The sequence below is a fragment of the Mycobacterium sp. NPDC051804 genome (assembly GCF_044452905.1).
Taxonomy (GTDB): Bacteria; Actinomycetota; Actinomycetes; order Mycobacteriales; family Mycobacteriaceae; genus Mycobacterium.
On sequence record NZ_JBITCD010000003.1, the window covers coordinates 748,043 to 764,335 of the forward strand.

Annotated in this window: 15 protein-coding genes; 5 read left to right on the forward strand and 10 right to left on the reverse strand. The window is 65.8% G+C overall.

Annotated features, from left to right (window positions below; all coding sequences use genetic code 11):
- Positions 1–24 precede the first annotated feature (24 nt).
- Complete coding sequence (locus ACIA48_RS14725) at positions 25–789, reverse strand: lysoplasmalogenase (protein WP_396732358.1); 765 nt, start codon at positions 787–789, stop codon at positions 25–27.
- On the opposite strand from ACIA48_RS14725, the gene ACIA48_RS14730 reads away from it, so the two are divergent.
- From ACIA48_RS14730 to ACIA48_RS14745, 4 genes are all read left to right on the forward strand, one after another.
- Complete coding sequence (locus ACIA48_RS14730; RefSeq protein WP_396732361.1) at positions 752–1,702, forward strand: alpha/beta hydrolase; 951 nt, start codon at positions 752–754, stop codon at positions 1,700–1,702. The genes ACIA48_RS14725 and ACIA48_RS14730 overlap by 38 nt on opposite strands.
- Before the next feature lie 66 nt (positions 1,703–1,768).
- Positions 1,769–3,250 carry a flavin-containing monooxygenase gene (locus ACIA48_RS14735; protein ID WP_396732364.1) on the forward strand — a complete coding sequence of 494 codons (1,482 nt, stop codon included), beginning with the start codon at positions 1,769–1,771 and terminating at the stop codon, positions 3,248–3,250.
- A gap of 68 nt (positions 3,251–3,318) precedes the next feature.
- Positions 3,319–3,666 (forward strand): hypothetical protein, encoded by a 348-nt coding sequence (locus ACIA48_RS14740; protein WP_396732367.1) that lies wholly within the window; start codon positions 3,319–3,321, stop codon positions 3,664–3,666.
- A gap of 9 nt (positions 3,667–3,675) precedes the next feature.
- The gene (locus ACIA48_RS14745; RefSeq protein ID WP_396732369.1) at positions 3,676–5,025 is read left to right on the forward strand and encodes an adenylate/guanylate cyclase domain-containing protein; all 1,350 of its coding nucleotides are present in this window, start codon (positions 3,676–3,678) and stop codon (positions 5,023–5,025) included.
- 3 nt (positions 5,026–5,028) lie between these two features.
- Here ACIA48_RS14745 and metK read toward each other — a convergent pair whose 3' ends face one another.
- The 5 genes from metK to mihF form a co-directional block, all read right to left on the reverse strand.
- The gene (gene metK / locus ACIA48_RS14750; RefSeq protein ID WP_396732372.1) at positions 5,029–6,237 is read right to left on the reverse strand and encodes a methionine adenosyltransferase; all 1,209 of its coding nucleotides are present in this window, start codon (positions 6,235–6,237) and stop codon (positions 5,029–5,031) included.
- Positions 6,238–6,348: 111 nt separating this feature from the next.
- Complete coding sequence (gene coaBC / locus ACIA48_RS14755; RefSeq protein WP_396732374.1) at positions 6,349–7,602, reverse strand: bifunctional phosphopantothenoylcysteine decarboxylase/phosphopantothenate--cysteine ligase CoaBC; 1,254 nt, start codon at positions 7,600–7,602, stop codon at positions 6,349–6,351.
- Between the two features lie 42 nt (positions 7,603–7,644).
- Positions 7,645–7,959 carry a DNA-directed RNA polymerase subunit omega gene (gene rpoZ / locus ACIA48_RS14760; RefSeq protein ID WP_041304056.1) on the reverse strand — a complete coding sequence of 105 codons (315 nt, stop codon included), beginning with the start codon at positions 7,957–7,959 and terminating at the stop codon, positions 7,645–7,647.
- Positions 7,960–7,978: 19 nt separating this feature from the next.
- On the reverse strand, positions 7,979–8,575 hold the full coding sequence (gene gmk / locus ACIA48_RS14765) for a guanylate kinase (protein ID WP_396732377.1): 597 nt from the start codon (positions 8,573–8,575) through the stop codon (positions 7,979–7,981).
- Positions 8,576–8,590: 15 nt separating this feature from the next.
- A complete protein-coding gene (gene mihF, locus ACIA48_RS14770) occupies positions 8,591–8,905 on the reverse strand; it encodes an integration host factor, actinobacterial type (RefSeq protein ID WP_006244838.1) in 315 nt (104 codons plus the stop codon).
- 549 nt (positions 8,906–9,454) lie between these two features.
- Here mihF and ACIA48_RS14775 point away from each other — a divergent pair.
- Positions 9,455–10,510 (forward strand): DUF2330 domain-containing protein, encoded by a 1,056-nt coding sequence (locus tag ACIA48_RS14775; RefSeq protein WP_396732381.1) that lies wholly within the window; start codon positions 9,455–9,457, stop codon positions 10,508–10,510.
- A gap of 11 nt (positions 10,511–10,521) precedes the next feature.
- On the opposite strand, the gene pyrF is transcribed toward ACIA48_RS14775, so the two are convergent.
- The 4 genes from pyrF to ACIA48_RS14795 are packed head-to-tail and all read right to left on the reverse strand — an operon-like array spanning position 10,522 to position 16,293.
- Entirely contained in the window at positions 10,522–11,340 is an 819-nt protein-coding gene (gene pyrF / locus ACIA48_RS14780) for an orotidine-5'-phosphate decarboxylase (RefSeq protein ID WP_396732384.1), read from the reverse strand.
- Entirely contained in the window at positions 11,337–14,675 is a 3,339-nt protein-coding gene (gene carB, locus ACIA48_RS14785) for a carbamoyl-phosphate synthase large subunit (RefSeq protein ID WP_396732387.1), read from the reverse strand. The genes pyrF and carB overlap by 4 nt, the downstream gene beginning before the upstream one ends.
- A complete protein-coding gene (carA, locus tag ACIA48_RS14790; protein ID WP_396732390.1) occupies positions 14,675–15,799 on the reverse strand; it encodes a glutamine-hydrolyzing carbamoyl-phosphate synthase small subunit in 1,125 nt (374 codons plus the stop codon). The genes carB and carA overlap by 1 nt, the downstream gene beginning before the upstream one ends.
- Entirely contained in the window at positions 15,796–16,293 is a 498-nt protein-coding gene (locus ACIA48_RS14795; RefSeq protein WP_396732394.1) for a transporter, read from the reverse strand. The genes carA and ACIA48_RS14795 overlap by 4 nt, the downstream gene beginning before the upstream one ends.

A 16,293-nucleotide genomic window follows, 5' to 3' on the forward strand; every position in this document is an offset into this window, starting at 1 on the left:
GGCCTGCTGCCTCGTAACCGTCACCTATGCAGATGTAGCAGACTGCGCCGACGGCACAGGCGCACGACCGAAGAAGAAGCCCGCGGTGATGAGTAGCAGCGACGCCGCGTACGCCCACCAGATCGGTACGGCGAGCACCTCGTTACCCAGTACGAACTTGGAGATGCCGATCATGCCGTCGGAGACCGCGAAGCAGACCGCGCCCAGTGCGGTCCACGGTGTCGGCAGCCGGGCCATCAGCGCGGTACACACCATGGCGCCGAGCACCGCGATGTAGAGCGTCACCGGGATGGCCATACCCTCGGCGATCAGCCGCGGCCAGAACCACACCAACAAGGCGATGCAGGCGGCCACCGTGATCGCGGCGGCCACCAGCCGCGGCGTCGACCGGGCTGCCAACGGGAGGAGAGCGGCCAGGAAGCACAGGTGCGCGACGAGGAATGCTCCGAGGCCGAGCACAAACGACGGCTCCCACCACGGCATCGCCAGCAGGAAGTCGCCCGCGGCCGAGAAGAGCAGCGCGGCGAGGAGCCACCGTCGCTCCCGCGCGATGGGATGGGTCAGCGCAGCGGCCGCGAGCAGTACCGCCGTCGCCGCTTTCACCTCGGGTTGCAGGGCGAACTGGCCGGTCAGGTCGGCGCCGGACGGCAACCGGAGCGCAGTCACGATCAGGAATAAGCCGTAACAGGCGCCGACGACCGCGGCGGTCACCCACAGAAGCCTGGTTCGCGGGTGTGCGTACCGTGTCCCCATGCCTGTCTCCGGGGAGAAGCCGGCCGTCGACGCCATCCTGCTGAAGGTAATGGAATCGGTCCCGTTTCAGTTGACAACTGACGGAGGTGTCGAGGAAGCGCGCCGACGTTTCCGCGATATCCCCCGTGTCGAGGTCCATCCCGAGGTGCGTAGCGAGGACCGCGTCATCGAGGGGCCCGCAGGCTCGATCCCGATCCGGGTGTACTGGCCGGACACTGACCGTGACACACCGTTGCCGGTGGTGGTGTTCATCCACGGTGGAGGATGGTCGGTCGGCGATCTGGAAACCTACGACGGCATCGCGCGTCGGCACGTGGTCGGCGCGAACGCCATCGTCGTGTCGATCGACTACCGGCTGGCGCCCGAACATCCCTACCCCGCGGCTGTCGACGATGCATGGGCCGCAACGCAATGGGTCGCCGAGCACGCAACCGAGCTCGGTGGCGACCCGGATCGTTTGGCCGTTGCCGGCGACTCCGCGGGTGGCAACCTCGCGGCCGTGATCTCACAGCTGGCACGCGATGCCGGCGGACCACGAATTGTGTTCCAGCTGTTGTGGTACCCGGCGACCACCTTCGACACCACGTTGCCGTCGTTCACCGAGAACGCGGACGCGCCGATCCTCGACGTCGACGGATGTAAGGGGTGCACGCGCTGGTATATCGGCGATCTCGACACATCCGACATACCCCCGACACTGGCGCCCGCTCGTGCGACGGACCTGACGGGGTTGCCGTCGGCCTACATCGCCGTCGCGGGCCACGATCCGCTGCGCGATGACGGCATGCGCTATGCCGAACTGCTGGGCGCCGCAGGCGTACCCGTCGAAACGCACAATGCGGAGACGCTCGTGCACGGCTATACCGGGTACGACGGGGTCGTTCCCGCAGCGACCGAGGCGACCAAGAAGGGACTGTCCGCCCTGCGACGCGCGCTGCACCCGGCCTGAGCGGTGTCTTGCACTCCTCGTCGTGGGCCTCCACCATGGGTGGAACGCCCAACGACGGGAGGCTCTATGGCAGCGCCGCAGTACGACACCGTCATCGTCGGCGCCGGTTTCTCCGGAATCGGCACCGCGATCAAGCTCGACAAGTCCCGGATGGGCAACTATCTGGTGATAGAGGCGGGCGACGGACCGGGCGGGACCTGGTACTGGAACACCTATCCCGGTATCGCCGTGGACATTCCGTCGTTCTCCTACCAGTTCTCCTTCGAGAAGAGCCCGGACTGGACGCGTACGTACGCACCTGGACGGGAGCTGAGGACCTACGCCGAGCACTGCGTCGACAAGTACGGACTGCGCCGCAAGATCCGGTTCAACACCAAGGTGCTCGGTGCGACCTTCGACGATGACGACAACCTGTGGCACGTCCACCTCGACACCGGCGACTCGGTGACCGCCAGGTTCCTTGTCAACGCCAGCGGCGTGCTGATCACGCCCAACATGCCCGACATCGACGGTGTCGACTCGTTCGCGGGCGTGACGATGCACACCGCACGTTGGGATCACGAGCAGGATCTGACCGGTAAGCGGGTCGCGATCATCGGAACGGGTGCCTCCGCGGTGCAGGTCATCCCCGAGATCGCACCGATCGTCGAGCGCCTCACCGTTTTTCAGCGCACCCCCATCTGGTGCCTCCCCAAGCCCGACGTGCCGCTGTCGCCGAGGACCAGACGCCTGATGCGCCTCCCCGGTGGCTCGACGGTGCAGCGCGTGCTCAGCCAGGCGTACGTCGAACTGACCTTCACGCTGCCCGCGCAGTACTTCACCCTCAACCCGATGGCCAAGAACATGTCGGAGATCGGCAAATCGTATCTGCGCAAACAGGTTCACGACCCAGAGGTGCGGGACAAGCTCACGCCGCGATATGCCGTCGGTTGTAAGCGCCCCGGGTTTCACAACACGTATCTCTCGACATTCAACCGCGACAACGTCGAGCTGGTGACCGAGCCGATCGACAAGATCACCGGGTCGGGCGTGGCGACCGTCGACGGCGAGACACGCGACGTCGACGTGCTCATCCTCGCGACCGGATTCAAGGTGATGGACATCGAGGACAACCCGACCTACCCAGTGACCGGCGCGGGTGGCCGGTCGTGGAGCGAGCACTTCAGCGAGCAACGGCTGCAGTCCTACGAAGGCGTTGCGGTGCCGGGCTTCCCGAACTTCTTCACGGTGTTCGGACCCTACGGATACGTAGGGAATTCGTACTTCGCGCTGATCGAAACGCAGACACACCACATCGTGCGCTGCCTCAAGCACGCAAAGCGCCGTCGCGCCAACCGCGTCGAGGTCAAACAGGAAGCCAACGACCGCTACTTCGCCGAGATGATGCGCAAGCGGCACCGACAGATCTTCTGGCAGGACACGTGCAAGGACGCCAGGAGCTATTACTTCGACAAGAACGGCGACGTGCCGCTGCGGCCGGCCAGCACGCTCCACACATACTGGCGAGCACGCAGCTTCCCGCTTGACGATTACGAATTCAGCACCTGAACGTCGGTGGCATATCTACGCTCAGCTCATCAATCGATTGACTGATTGGGGGCCGAGAAATGCAGAGTATGACGTTCGCCGACATACCGGTTGCTGTCGGCGGGGACGGCGTGGACTTCCGCAGCCAAGAAGTCGGTGAGATGTCCATCGCATGGGTGAAGCTCGCCGCGGGCGCAGACCTTCGTCCGGCACTGGCGGGACTGCCCGGCGACATGTGCCAATGCCCGCATTGGGGTTACATGCTGAACGGGCAGCTTCGCATGCACACGCCGACGGGGCCGCTGACCTACAGTGCCGGCGAGGCGTTCTATTGGGCCGCTGGACACGCTCCGGAAGCGGTTACCGACTGTGAGTACATCGATTTCTCGCCAACCGAAGAGCTCAAAACGGTCCTTCGCCACGTCACCGGCGATTAGACCACCGGGGTGACGTTCGACCGACCCGAGACCCGATACGTCGAGGCGGATGGGGTGCCCATCGGCTATCAGACGTACGGCTCGGGCAAGCGAACGCTGATCGGTGTTCCCGGGTTCGCGCAGAACATCGACACCATCTGGGACAACCCGGAATCCGCCGCCTTCTTCGAGCGACTCGGATCCTTCTGCCGCGTCATCACTTTCGACAAGCGCGGTACGGGAACATCGGACCGAAGCATTCCACCTCCGTCGCTGGATGCGCGGGTCCAAGATCTCGTTGCGGTGATGCGTGCAGAGAACGTGGATCGCGCAGTCATCGCCGGGTTCTCGGAGGGCGGCACCATGGCTGCGTTCTTTGCGGCGACCTATCCCGAGCGATCGGAGGGGTTGATTCTCAGCGGCAGCTTCGCGAGTCTGGTGCGCCGCGACGACCATCCCTGGGCGCCGACGGCGCGGCAGCAGTCCCGGAACTTCCGGGCAATCGGATTGGTCTGGGGCACAGGTCAATTCACGACCCGGCGGGTCGCGCCATCCATGGCTCGAAGCAAGGGTTTCCGGCGTTGGGCGGCCCGGTACGAACGCGCGTCAATATCGCGCTCACGAATCGTGCCTTTCAGCCGGATCAACACCGCGATCGACATTCGGCATGTGCTGTCGTCCATCTATGCCCCGACCCTGGTGATGCACGCGCGCGGAGACCGAATCATTCCGCTGCGGAGCGGCCGATACCTGGCCGAGCACATCGTGGGTGCGCGTTTCCTGGAACTGGACACCGGCGATCACGTGATCTGGTTCGGCGCGCAACACGCGTATGCCGATGCGATTGAGGAGTTCGTCACCGGCACACGTCCCAATGCCGACCACTCACGAAGGCTCGCAACGATTCTGTTCACCGACATCGTCGACTCGACGACACACGCCGAGCGCGCGGGCGATGCCGCCTGGCGCGATGTCCTGGACCGCCACGACGACGTGAGCCGCATCGAGATCGGCATCTGCGGCGGCCGATGGGTCAAGAGCACAGGTGACGGCCTGCTGGCCATATTCGACAGCCCGGCCCGTGCGGTCCGATGCGCGTGGACCCTGCGCGATCGCATCCGACGGGAATTGGGCATCGAAGTGCGTGCCGGACTGCACACCGGCGAGGTCGAGACGCGTGGCGACGACGTAGCCGGTCTAACCGTGCATCAGGCCGCGCGCGTGCAGGGTGTCGCCGGCAGCTCAGAGGTGCTCGTCTCGGACGCGGTGCACAACCTCGTCGCCGGGTCCGGCATCGCGTTGGAAGACCGCGGCACGCACACCCTGAAGGGGATCGCGCAGCCGTGTGGGCTCTACCGCGTCGTCGACGTCGCCTTATAGCGGCTAGACGGCCGCCTTGAGCTCGTCGACCTTGTCGAGGCGCTCCCACGGCAGGTCCACATCGGTGCGGCCGAAGTGGCCGTAGGCGGCGGTCTGCGCATAGATCGGCCGCAGCAGATCCAGATCGCGCACAATCGCGCCGGGCCGCAGGTCGAACACCGAGGTGATCGCCTTCTCGATGCGAGCCGGATCCACGGTCTCGCTGCCGAAGGTCTCCACGAAGAGCCCAACCGGGGCCGCCTTGCCGATCGCGTAAGCGACCTGGACCTCGACGCGCTCCGCCAGACCGGCTGCGACCACGTTTTTCGCCACCCAGCGCATCGCATACGCCGCGGAACGGTCGACTTTGGACGGATCCTTGCCCGAGAATGCGCCGCCGCCGTGGCGGGCCCAGCCGCCGTAGGTGTCGACGATGATCTTGCGGCCGGTCAGGCCGGCATCACCCATCGGGCCGCCGAGCACGAACTTGCCGGTCGGGTTGACCAACAGCCGGAAGTCGGAGGTGTCCATCGTGTCGTGGTTCAGGTCGGCCAGCACGGTGTTGACGACCTTCTCGCGGATATCGGGCGCCAGCGTGGCGTCCAGGTCGATACCTGCGGCGTGCTGCGTCGACAGCACCACGGTGTCCAGCCGGACCGGCGTGGTGCCGTCGTACTGCACGGTGACCTGGGTCTTGCCGTCGGGACGCAAGTAATCCAGCACCCCGCTCTTGCGAACCTCGGTCAACCGGCGCGACAGCCGGTGCGCCAGCGCGATGGGCAGCGGCATCAATTCGGGCGTGTCCTTGATGGCGTAGCCGAACATCAGGCCCTGGTCGCCTGCGCCCTGGGCGTCGAGCGGGTCGCCCGCGCCTTCGACGCGCGTCTCGTGGGCGGTGTCGACGCCTTGCGCGATATCGGGCGACTGCGCGCCGATGCCGATGTTGACCCCGCAGGTCTCGCCGTCGAAGCCCTTCTCCGAGGAGTCGTAGCCGATGTCGAGGATGCGGGCCCGCACGGTGTTGGTGATGTCGGCGAAAGCTTCCTTGGCCGTCGTCGTGACCTCGCCGACGACGTGCACCTGGCCGGTGGTGACCAACGTTTCGACCGCAACACGCGATCTGGGATCGTCGGCGAGCAACGCGTCGAGCACCGAGTCGCTGATGGCGTCACAGATCTTGTCGGGATGCCCCTCGGTCACCGACTCACTGGTAAACAGCCGAGCTTCACTCACGGTGTGATCCTCCAAAACTTAGTTAGTCAAATTATATGCGTGCCCTGCTGCACCCAAGCGTGTGCCCACGTTCCGCACAACCCTTTCACGCAGCCCGGCACGTGATTCGCGTTACCCGCTGCCGTCCTGCAGGATCGCCACGATCGCGTCAACGATACGGCTGGCCATCAGAGTTTTCGAACCGTGCTCCAATGCCGACTCCGCGCCGTCGGCCGCGAGCAGCCATCCGTCGTTGTTGTCGACCTCGAATGCCCGATTCTCGCCGACGGCGTTGACGACCAGCAGATCGCACCCCTTGCGCTGCAGTTTGGCCCGGGCGTGGAACAGCACATCGCCGTTCGCGTCACCGGTCTCGGCCGCGAAGCCGACGATCGCGCGCATGTTCGGCAGCTGGCCGTCGGTCCGCGACCGGACGGCACTCGCCAGGACGTCTTCGGTGCGGGTGAGCTCGATGACCGGTGGCGCCGCGTTGGGGTCGGCGGACTTCTTGATCTTGTTGCTCTCCACCTGCGTCGGGCGGAAATCAGCGACTGCGGCGGCCATCACCAGCACGTGCGCGTCGGGCGCGTGCTTCGAGACAGCATCGGCGAGCTGGGCGGCCGAGCCGATGTGGACCACATCCACTCCGGCAGGGTCGATGAGGCCGGCGGTGTTGCCCGCAATGAGCGTGACATCTGCCCCGCGCTGGGCCAACACCCGGGCCATTGCGTAGCCCTGCTTGCCCGAACTCCGGTTGCCGATGAATCGCACCGGATCGAGTGGTTCGCGGGTGCCGCCGGCGGTGACGAGCACCTTGACGCCGGGCAGGTCGTAGGGCAGTGCGTCGCCGCGCTCAAGCAGCAGGTGCGCGAGCGTGGAGATCTCCTCGGCCTCGGGCAGCCGTCCCGCGCCGCTGTCGGCGCCGGTGAGCCGTCCTGACGCCGGTTCCAGCACCACCGCGCCTCTGCGGCGCAGCGTGGCGACGTTGTCCACGGTGGCCGGGTGGAACCACATCTCGGTGTGCATCGCGGGCGCGAAGATCACCGGACATCGTGCGGTGAGCAGTGTGGCGGTCAGCAGGTCATCGGCACGGCCCGCGACGGCCCGCGCGAGGAGATCCGCGGTCGCCGGCGCCACCACGACGAGGTCGGCCTCCTGCCCGAACCGGACGTGAGGCACCTCGTGGACGTCGTCCCAGACGCCGGTGTGAACGGGATTGCCGGAGAGCGCTTCGAACGTTGCCGCGCCGATGAAGCGCAGAGCGGATTCGGTGGGCACGACACGAACGATGTGGCCCGCCTCGGTCAGCTGACGTACGACCGTGGCCGCCTTGTAAGCGGCGATGCCGCCGGCCACGCCGACGATGATCCGCTTGCGTTCGGTCACTTCAACCCTTCGCCCAACAGGCTCATCGCCGGGTCTCCTCCGCTACTCGCCTTCGGTGTGCTCGAGCAGGTCGCCGTGGATCTCCCGCATCGCGATCGACAGCGGCTTCTCCTGGAGACCGGGTTCGACCAGCGGTCCGACGTATTCGAGGATGCCGTCGCCGAGCTGGTTGTAGTAGTCGTTGATCTGGCGCGCCCGCTTGGCGGCGTAGATCACGAGCGCGTACTTGCTGGACGCGCGGTCGAGCAGCTCGTCGATGGGCGGATTGGTAATGCCCAACGGCGTGTCATAGGCGCCGGCGCCGGACTCGATGTCGTCGACAGCGGTCAGCTGGGCGTCGGCGTGGGGGGTGCTCACGTAGCAGATCTCCTGGCGGTTATGCGTGAAATTCGGGTGGCTCACCATGGGCCACCAGCAAGGATACCAATTCGGAGCACGCAGACTCCAATTCGCTGTTCACGACGACGACATCGAAGTCGTTCTGAGCTGCCAGTTCGTCGCGTGCGGTGGCCAGCCGACGGGCCATTACTTCTGGGGTCTCGGTGCCACGCCCGATCAACCGACTCTCCAGGGCTTCCCAGCTGGGCGGCGCGAGAAAAACGGTGAGGACTTCCGGCATGGATTTCTTGACGGCGCGGGCCCCGGCCAGATCCACCTCGATGAGAACCGGACAGCCCGCCTCGATGGCCTTCCGGACGGGTTCCGCCGGGGTGCCGGAGCGATGCAGGCCGCCGTGGATCTCGGCCCATTCGAGCAGGGCCCCGTGGTTGATCAGCTCTTGAAACCGCTCGGCGGTGATGAACGAATAGTCGATGCCGTCGACCTCGCCCGGGCGCGGGGCCCGGGTGGTGACGGACACGCTGAAATGCAGGTCGGGAACGCGGTCACGCAGACAGCGGACAACAGAGGATTTCCCGACGGCAGAGGGGCCGGACAGCACGATCGCCCGTCCGGCCCCCCGGCCGGCGCTCAACTTATGCGCCCGGAATTACTGGTCGAACTTTTCCAGCAGCGCCTTGCGCTGGCGATCTCCCAGGCCACGCAGGCGGCGGGTCGGGGCGATCTCGAGTTCGGTCATGATTTCCTGCGCCTTGACCTTGCCCACCTTGGGCAACGCCTCCAGAAGGGCAGAAACCTTCATCTTGCCCAAGACCTCATCGGTCTCGGCATCCTTCAACACCTGCTTGAGGTTGGTGCCGCCGCGCTTGAGCCGGTCTTTGAGCTCGGCACGTATGCGACGTGCGGCAGCAGCCTTCTCCAACGCTGCCGCGCGCTGCTCGTCGGTCAACTGGGGAAGGGCCACGGGTTCCTCCGTCTCTCACACCATCATTGTTTTCTTATCGGCTGGTATGAAAAATTCCACAACAGCCAGCGACGACGACCGTACCCACGCAACCTGATGAAAGCGAACCCCACCCCCTCGTTCTGACACCAAAAGCCCAGCGTGTAAGGCAGTGCCGCCGCGAGAGGCCAAACGCCCAGAACCGCCCGAAAGCGTCGGTTTCAACTGTCAACGAGCCGGATTCACCTGCGTATCAAGGTATTTCGACCGCTATGGGGTGGCCTACCGACCTACGCGATCTGTGGCCTGGACCACACATCGGGCGGGTTTCGAGGCCTGAAAAGAAAATTTTGCCTGGTCACCGCATGTCGGGCGTGTCGCAGCCACTCGACCGGCCAGTTAGAACGGCTACGCATGCGTCAAAACACCAAATGGATTCAAAAACCGCCCGGTAGAGCGCGACCAGCGGTGCCAATGAGGCAGAAGTGACATGTGTTGCCAACGTGATTCGCTGCACGGGCGTCCGATAGAGGCCAGGTACGAAATAGACTTCGCCGCGAGGAGGTCGCCGTGACCGCACGCGTCTGTCGATCCGTCGCCCTGGTACTCGCTGCATTGATCGGGGCAGCTCTGTTCAACATCGCGAGCACGGCGTGGGCGTGCGGCTGTGGAGCCTACGTCGCCGACAATTCCGACTCCTCGGTCGCCGACGAGCGGGCGCTGATTGCCTGGGACGGCACCACCGAGGACATCCTGATGTCGTTGTCGGTGACGGGCTCATCGGACGAAGCCGCCTGGATCATGCCGGTGCCGTCTGCCGCGCGCGTCACCCTGGGCGAGGCAGAGGTGTTCTCCGAACTCACCAAGCTCACCGCACCACGTATCGAGTACCGCGATTCGTGGTGGCCGACCATCCCCTGGCTGGTTTGGGCCGGATCGGCATCGGACACCGCAGGCGCACCGTCCGGCGCCGTCAACGTGCTCGACCGTCAGCGCCTCGGACCGTTCGACGTCACCCGGCTGGCGGCCAAGGATCCGACCTCGTTGGCAAATTGGCTGAGCGACAACGGATTTCCACATCCCGACAGTCTCGACGAGAACCTCGCCCCATACGTCGCCGACGGCTGGGAGATCGTGGCGGTTCGACTGGTTCCCGCTGAATCAGGCGGTTCATTGACGGGAGCCCTTCAGCCGCTACGGCTCTCGTTCGCCTCCGACACCGTCGTCTACCCGATGCGACTGTCGCGATCGGCGACGATGTCGCAGTACATCGACCTGTACGTGCTGGCACAGCATCGGATGGATCCGTCGGCGGTTCCGGTTCCTGGCGATAGGCCGACTCTCGAATTCGCCGGCCAGATCGATCGCGGCGCCTCCCCCGCACTGGCCGATTACGTCGGTGACGCAGCGTTTTTGACGAGGTGGAAGAACACGATCTACGAACCGACAGCGATCGAGGGTGACTACATATTCGGGCAAGCGCCCTCGGATACGCCCTTCCAGCAGGTCGTCTACCGCACCCGCGACCGCGGCAACGTGAGCTATCTGATCTTGCTCGCACTGCTCGGAGTCGGGGGCCTCGTCACGATCGTGCTGCTGACGCGACTCCTACCGCGAAAACGGTGAAACGCCAGCGCTCATGCTAGATACGCCACAGCATCGCGGAACTTCTCGGCCGCCGAGCGCACCTTCGCGACATCGGGACCGGCCCGCAACACGTCACGCGACACCGCGGGAAGCAGCTGCCCGCGATGGGATCCACCGAGACCGCCCAGTGCTTCGGGGCGTCCGCCCTGCGCCCCCACGCCGGGAACGAGCATCGGGCCGCCCAAGGCGCTGACATCCGGTGGTTCGGCGAGCGTGGCGCCGACGACGACGCCGACAGATCCCGGCTCGGGCACGCTGTCGCGGTTGACCGCGGCCGCGGCATCCACGATCGACTGCGCCACGCTTCGTCCGGCGGTCTCGGCGCGCTGGACGCTCGCACCCTCCGGGTTGGATGTCGCCGCGAGGACGAAGACACCACGGCCGTTGGCCGCCGCGGTGCTGAGCAGCGGCTGCAACGACCCGAAGCCCAGATACGGCGATGCGGTCACTGCGTCTGCGGCCAGTGGCGAATCGCCGGCCCACGCATTCGCGTAGGCGGCCATCGTCGACCCGATGTCGCCGCGTTTGGCATCGGCAAGCACCAGCACACCAGTGTCACGAAGCGCCCGAATCGTGCGTTCCAGCACTGCGAATCCCGCCGCGCCGTGCGCCTCGAAGAACGCCACCTGCGGTTTGACGATCGCAAAGCCGGAGAACGCCTCGACGCAGATGTCGCTGAACCGCGCCAGCCCGTCGGCGTCGACGGTAAGCCCCCATGCGCGCAGCAGCTCGGGATGCGGATCGATACCGGGGCACAGTGGTCCGCGGGCGGCGATCGCCTCGGCCAACCGGGCACCGAATCCTGTCACGGCCCCAGCACGCTGTGCAGTTCCTGCAGCGACATCACACCGATGTCCCCGCGGATTCCGGCCTCGATGCCTTGCACCGCAGCCGAGGCGCCCTGCACGGTGGTGACACACGGAATGTTCATCGACACTGCGGCCGAGCGGATCTCGTAGCCGTCGATGCGTGGACCGGAGTTGCCGTATGGGGTGTTGATCACCATGTCCACTTCACCGGACTTGATCAGGTCCACGGCGGACGAAACGGGCCGCCCCTCCCCCGGCTGCTCGAAGTGTTTGCGCACCTCGTCGCACGGAATGCCGTTGCGGCGCAGCATCTCAGCGGTGCCCGCGGTGGCCAGAACCCGGAATCCCAGGTCGGCCAGCCGCTTCACCGGGAACACCAGCGAGCGCTTGTCGCGGTTGGCGACAGACACGAACACCGTGCCCTCGGCGGGCAGCGATCCGTACGCCGCGGTCTGGCTCTTGGCGAAGGCGCTGCCGAAATCGTGGTCGATGCCCATGACTTCGCCTGTTGACTTCATCTCCGGGCCGAGCAGCGAGTCGATCTGCGCACCGTCGGTCTTACGGAAGCGATGAAAAGGCAGCACCGCTTCCTTGACCGCCACCGGCGCGTTGCGCGCGGTCGTCGCGCCGTCACCGGTGGCCGCCAGCACGCCCTCTTCGCGGAGTTGGGCGATGCTGGCGCCCAACATGACTCGTGCACACGCCTTCGCGAGTGGGATGGCGGTGGCCTTGGACACGAATGGCACCGTCCGGCTGGCGCGCGGATTGGCCTCCAGCACGTAGAGCACGTCGTCCTTGAGCGCGTACTGCACATTGAGCAGCCCGACGACGCCGATGCCGTGCGCGATCGCCTCGGTGGCGCGCCGCACGGACTCGACATCGCTGCGGCCCAGGGTCACCGGCGGCAGCGCGCACGCCGAGTCGCCGGAGTGGATGCCGGCCTCCTCGATGTGCTCCATGACGCCGCCGATGTACACCTCGGTGCCGTCGCACAGTGCGTCGACGTCGATTTCGATCGCGTCCTCGAGGAACCGGTCCACGAGCACCGGATGTTCGGGTGAGAGCTCGGTGGCCCTGGTGATGTAGCCCTGCAGGGTCTCCTCGTCATAGACGATCTCCATGCCGCGGCCACCCAGCACGTACGACGGACGGACCAGCACGGGGTAGCCGATGTCGGCGGCAATGCGGCGCGCCTGTTCGAAGCTGGTCGCGGTGCCGAACCGTGGTGCGGGCAGGCCTGCGGTGTTGAGGACCTCTCCGAATGCGCCACGGTCTTCGGCCAGGTCGATCGCCTTGGGACTGGTGCCGACGATGGGCACACCGGCCTTCTCGAGACGCTCCGCGAGTCCGAGTGGTGTCTGCCCGCCGAGTTGCACGATGACCCCGACGACACCGGGACCTCCTGCGCCGGAGGCGGATTCGGCGTGGTACACCTCGAGCACGTCTTCGAATGTGAGTGGTTCGAAGTACAGTCGGTCCGCGGTGTCGTAGTCGGTCGAGACCGTTTCTGGATTGCAGTTGACCATGACGGTCTCGAATCCGGCCTGGCTCAGCGTCGTGGCGGCGTGCACGCAGCTGTAGTCGAACTCGATGCCCTGCCCGATGCGGTTAGGCCCCGACCCCAGGATCAGGACCTTGGGCCTCTCGGTCTGGGGGGCGACCTCACTCTCGGCCGCGGGATCGAGTTCGTAGCTGCTGTAGTGGTAGGGCGTCTTCGCCTCGAACTCGGCCGCACAGGTGTCGACGGTCTTGTAGACCGGGTGGATGCCGAGCCGCGTCCGCAGCGCCCGTACCCCGATCTCACCGGCCAATTCCGGTCGCAGGGCAGCGATTTGGCGGTCGGACAGGCCGTGGTACTTGCCGCGCCGCAGCAGCTGCTCGTCGAGCACCGGCGCATCAAGCAGTTCGGCGCGCAGCGTGACCAGTCCGGCGATCTGTTCAACGAACCACGGGTCGACGCCGGAGGCCTCCGCGACCTGCTCAACGGTCGCGCCCTTGCGCAGAGCCAACTCGAGGTCGTACAGCCGTCCGTCGGTCGGCGTTCGCAGCGCCTCGAGCAGCTCGTCGACGGAGACGTCGGGGTCGGGTTTGGTCCAGAACCCGGCGCGACTGGTTTCGAGCGACCGCATCACCTTGCCGAGCGCCTCGATGAAGTTGCGGCCCAACGACATTGCCTCACCTACGGATTTCATGGTGGTGGTGAGGGTGGGATCGGCACCGGGGAACTTCTCGAAGGCGAAGCGGGGCGCCTTCACGACGACGTAGTCCAGCGTCGGCTCGAAGCACGCTGGCGTTTCCTTGGTGATGTCGTTGACGATCTCGTCGAGGGTGTAGCCGATCGCCAGTTTCGCGGCGATCTTGGCGATCGGGAATCCGGTGGCCTTGGAAGCCAGCGCACTGGACCGAGACACCCTGGGGTTCATCTCGATGACGATCAGACGACCGTCGACCGGGTTGACGGCGAACTGGATATTGCAGCCGCCGGTGTCGACGCCGACCTCGCGCAGGATGTCGATGCCCAGGGTCCGCATCTTCTGGTACTCACGGTCGGTGAGTGTCATCGCAGGCGCCACCGTCACCGAGTCGCCGGTGTGCACACCCATCGGGTCGAAGTTCTCGATCGAGCAGACCACCACGACGTTGTCGTGGCCGTCGCGCATCAGCTCGAGCTCGAATTCCTTCCAGCCGAAGATGGATTCCTCGATGAGCACGTTGGCCGACGGCGACGCGGCCAGCCCCTCGCCAGCCATCCGGTCCACGTCCTCGGCCGAGTACGCCATGCCTGATCCGAGTCCACCCATGGTGAACGACGGCCGCACGACGACTGGCAATCCGAGCTCGGCGACGGTCTCGCGAACCTCGTCCATCGTGAAACACACGCGGGAGCGCGCGGATTCGCCGCCGACCTTGCTGACGATGTCCTTGAACTTCTGCCGGTCCTCGCCCCTCTGGATCGCTTCGAAGTCGGCACCGATCAACTCCACGCCCCAGCGGTCGAGCGCGCCGTTCTCGTAAAGCGCGACAGCGGTGTTCAGCGCGGTCTGCCCGCCGAGGGTGGCCAGCAGCGCGTCGATCTTGTTGCCGCGCTCGGCATGTTGGGCGAAGATCTTTTCGACGAAAGCCGCGGTGATCGGTTCGACATAAGTGTGGTCGGCGTATTCCGGGTCCGTCATGATCGTCGCCGGATTGGAGTTGATCAGACTCACCTGCAGGCCTTCGGCCCGCAGCACGCGGCATGCCTGGGTTCCCGAGTAGTCGAACTCACAAGCCTGGCCGATGATGATCGGCCCGGAGCCGATCACGAGCACGTGGTTGAGGTCGCTGCGCTTCGGCATCAGCGGCCCTCCGCCATCATGTCGATGAACTGGTCGAACAGGTAGTTGGCATCGTGTGGGCCCGCTGCGGCCTCAGGGTGGTACTGCACCGAAAAGGCTCTCCCATCAACCAGTTTGATGCCCTCGACCACACCGTCGTTGGCACAGGTATGACTGACTATCGCGGTACCGAATTCGGTGTCGAACGTCTCGCCGGCCTCACCCTCGAGCGCAAATCCGTGGTTCTGTGCCGTCACCGCGACTCGGCCCGTGGCGTGGTCCATGACGGGCACGTTGATACCGCGGTGGCCGAAGACCATCTTGTACGTCGAGCGCCCCAGCGCGCGGCCGAGGATCTGATTGCCGAAGCAGATGCCGAACAGCGGAATACCCGCACCGAGGACTTCCCGTGTCACGCCGACGATGTGGTCGGCGGTGGCCGGGTCGCCGGGCCCATTGGAGAGAAAGACTCCGTCGGGTTTGAGGTCGGCGATCTGGTCGAAGGTGACCGTCGACGGCAGGACGTGGCTGCGGATACCGCGGTTGGCAAAGTTGCGCGGCGTGTTGGTCTTGATGCCGAGATCGATCGCCGCGACCGTGAAGCGTTGGGCGCCCTCGGGTTCGACGACGTAGGTGGCGTCCGTGCTCACCTCACCTGCCAGGTTGGCACCCAGCATCGACGGCTGATCGCGAACACGCCCGAGCAGTTCGTCGGCGTGCGCGAGAGCATCTCCGGAGAACACCCCGGCCTTCATCGAGCCGAGGCTGCGCAAGTGCCGCACCACGGCGCGGGTGTCGATTCCCGCGATCCCGACGATGCCCTGACGGACGAGCTCATCGTCGAGAGTGCCTGTCGCGCGCCAGTTCGACGCCCGCGGGGACGGATCGCGTACGGCGTAACCGGCGACCCAGATCTTGTCGCCACGGCTCTCGGCATCCTCCTGATTCCAGCCGGTGTTGCCGATCTGCGGAGCGGTGGCCACCACGATCTGCCCGTGATAGCTCGGGTCGGTCAAGGTCTCCTGGTACCCGGACATGCCGGTGGAGAACACGGCCTCTCCGAGCGTTTCGCCGACCGCACCGAACTCCGTGCCGGTGAAGATGCGCCCGTCCTCGAGCACCAGCACTGCCCTGCTCGTGCTCATGCCTTCTCCAGCCACGGCTCGTAGGCGGCGCGGTTGTCGGCGCGGAATCCCGTGTCGATCTCGGTACCCGACGGCAGGCGCCATCTGATCGCGAGGATGCCGTCGTGGGTCAGCGCCTTCCCGGCCACTCCCCGTTCGGTGCGAATCGCGGTGATCGATTCTTCGGGTATCCAAATCGGTCCTGCACCGTTGCGCTGCAACATGATCCCTTCGGGGTAACGGGTCAGCACCGCCTTGTGACGGAACCCGAGATCGCCGACGGCGACGCGGTCGTTCCAATGCGGGACGAGTGTGCTGCCGACATACATTCCTTTGGTGGCGGACACAATCGCCGATCCCACGGTGTCCGGCAGCGGCGGCAGGGTCCCGATCAATTCGGCCTGCCGCTCGGCGCGACGGCGCCAGCCGCGCAGCATCGCCTGGATGATGATGGCGATCAGCACGGCCAGCACCGCGGCCATGATCAGCGACCCCACGAGTGTTCCGGTGTTCAT

Excerpts from the sequence above, each read along its gene's own strand:
- ACIA48_RS14740 (WP_396732367.1), top strand. The coding sequence starts at position 3,319 with ATGACGTTCGCCGACATACCGGTTGCTGTCGGCGGGGACGGCGTGGAC.
- ACIA48_RS14725 (WP_396732358.1), bottom strand. The coding sequence starts at position 789 with ATGGCGTCGACGGCCGGCTTCTCCCCGGAGACAGGCATGGGGACACGG.
- carB (WP_396732387.1), bottom strand. The coding sequence starts at position 14,675 with ATGCCGAAGCGCAGCGACCTCAACCACGTGCTCGTGATCGGCTCCGGG.
- carA (WP_396732390.1), bottom strand. The coding sequence starts at position 15,799 with ATGAGCACGAGCAGGGCAGTGCTGGTGCTCGAGGACGGGCGCATCTTC.
- ACIA48_RS14730 (WP_396732361.1), top strand. The coding sequence starts at position 752 with ATGCCTGTCTCCGGGGAGAAGCCGGCCGTCGACGCCATCCTGCTGAAG.
- ACIA48_RS14795 (WP_396732394.1), bottom strand. The coding sequence starts at position 16,293 with ATGAACACCGGAACACTCGTGGGGTCGCTGATCATGGCCGCGGTGCTG.
- ACIA48_RS14735 (WP_396732364.1), top strand. The coding sequence starts at position 1,769 with ATGGCAGCGCCGCAGTACGACACCGTCATCGTCGGCGCCGGTTTCTCC.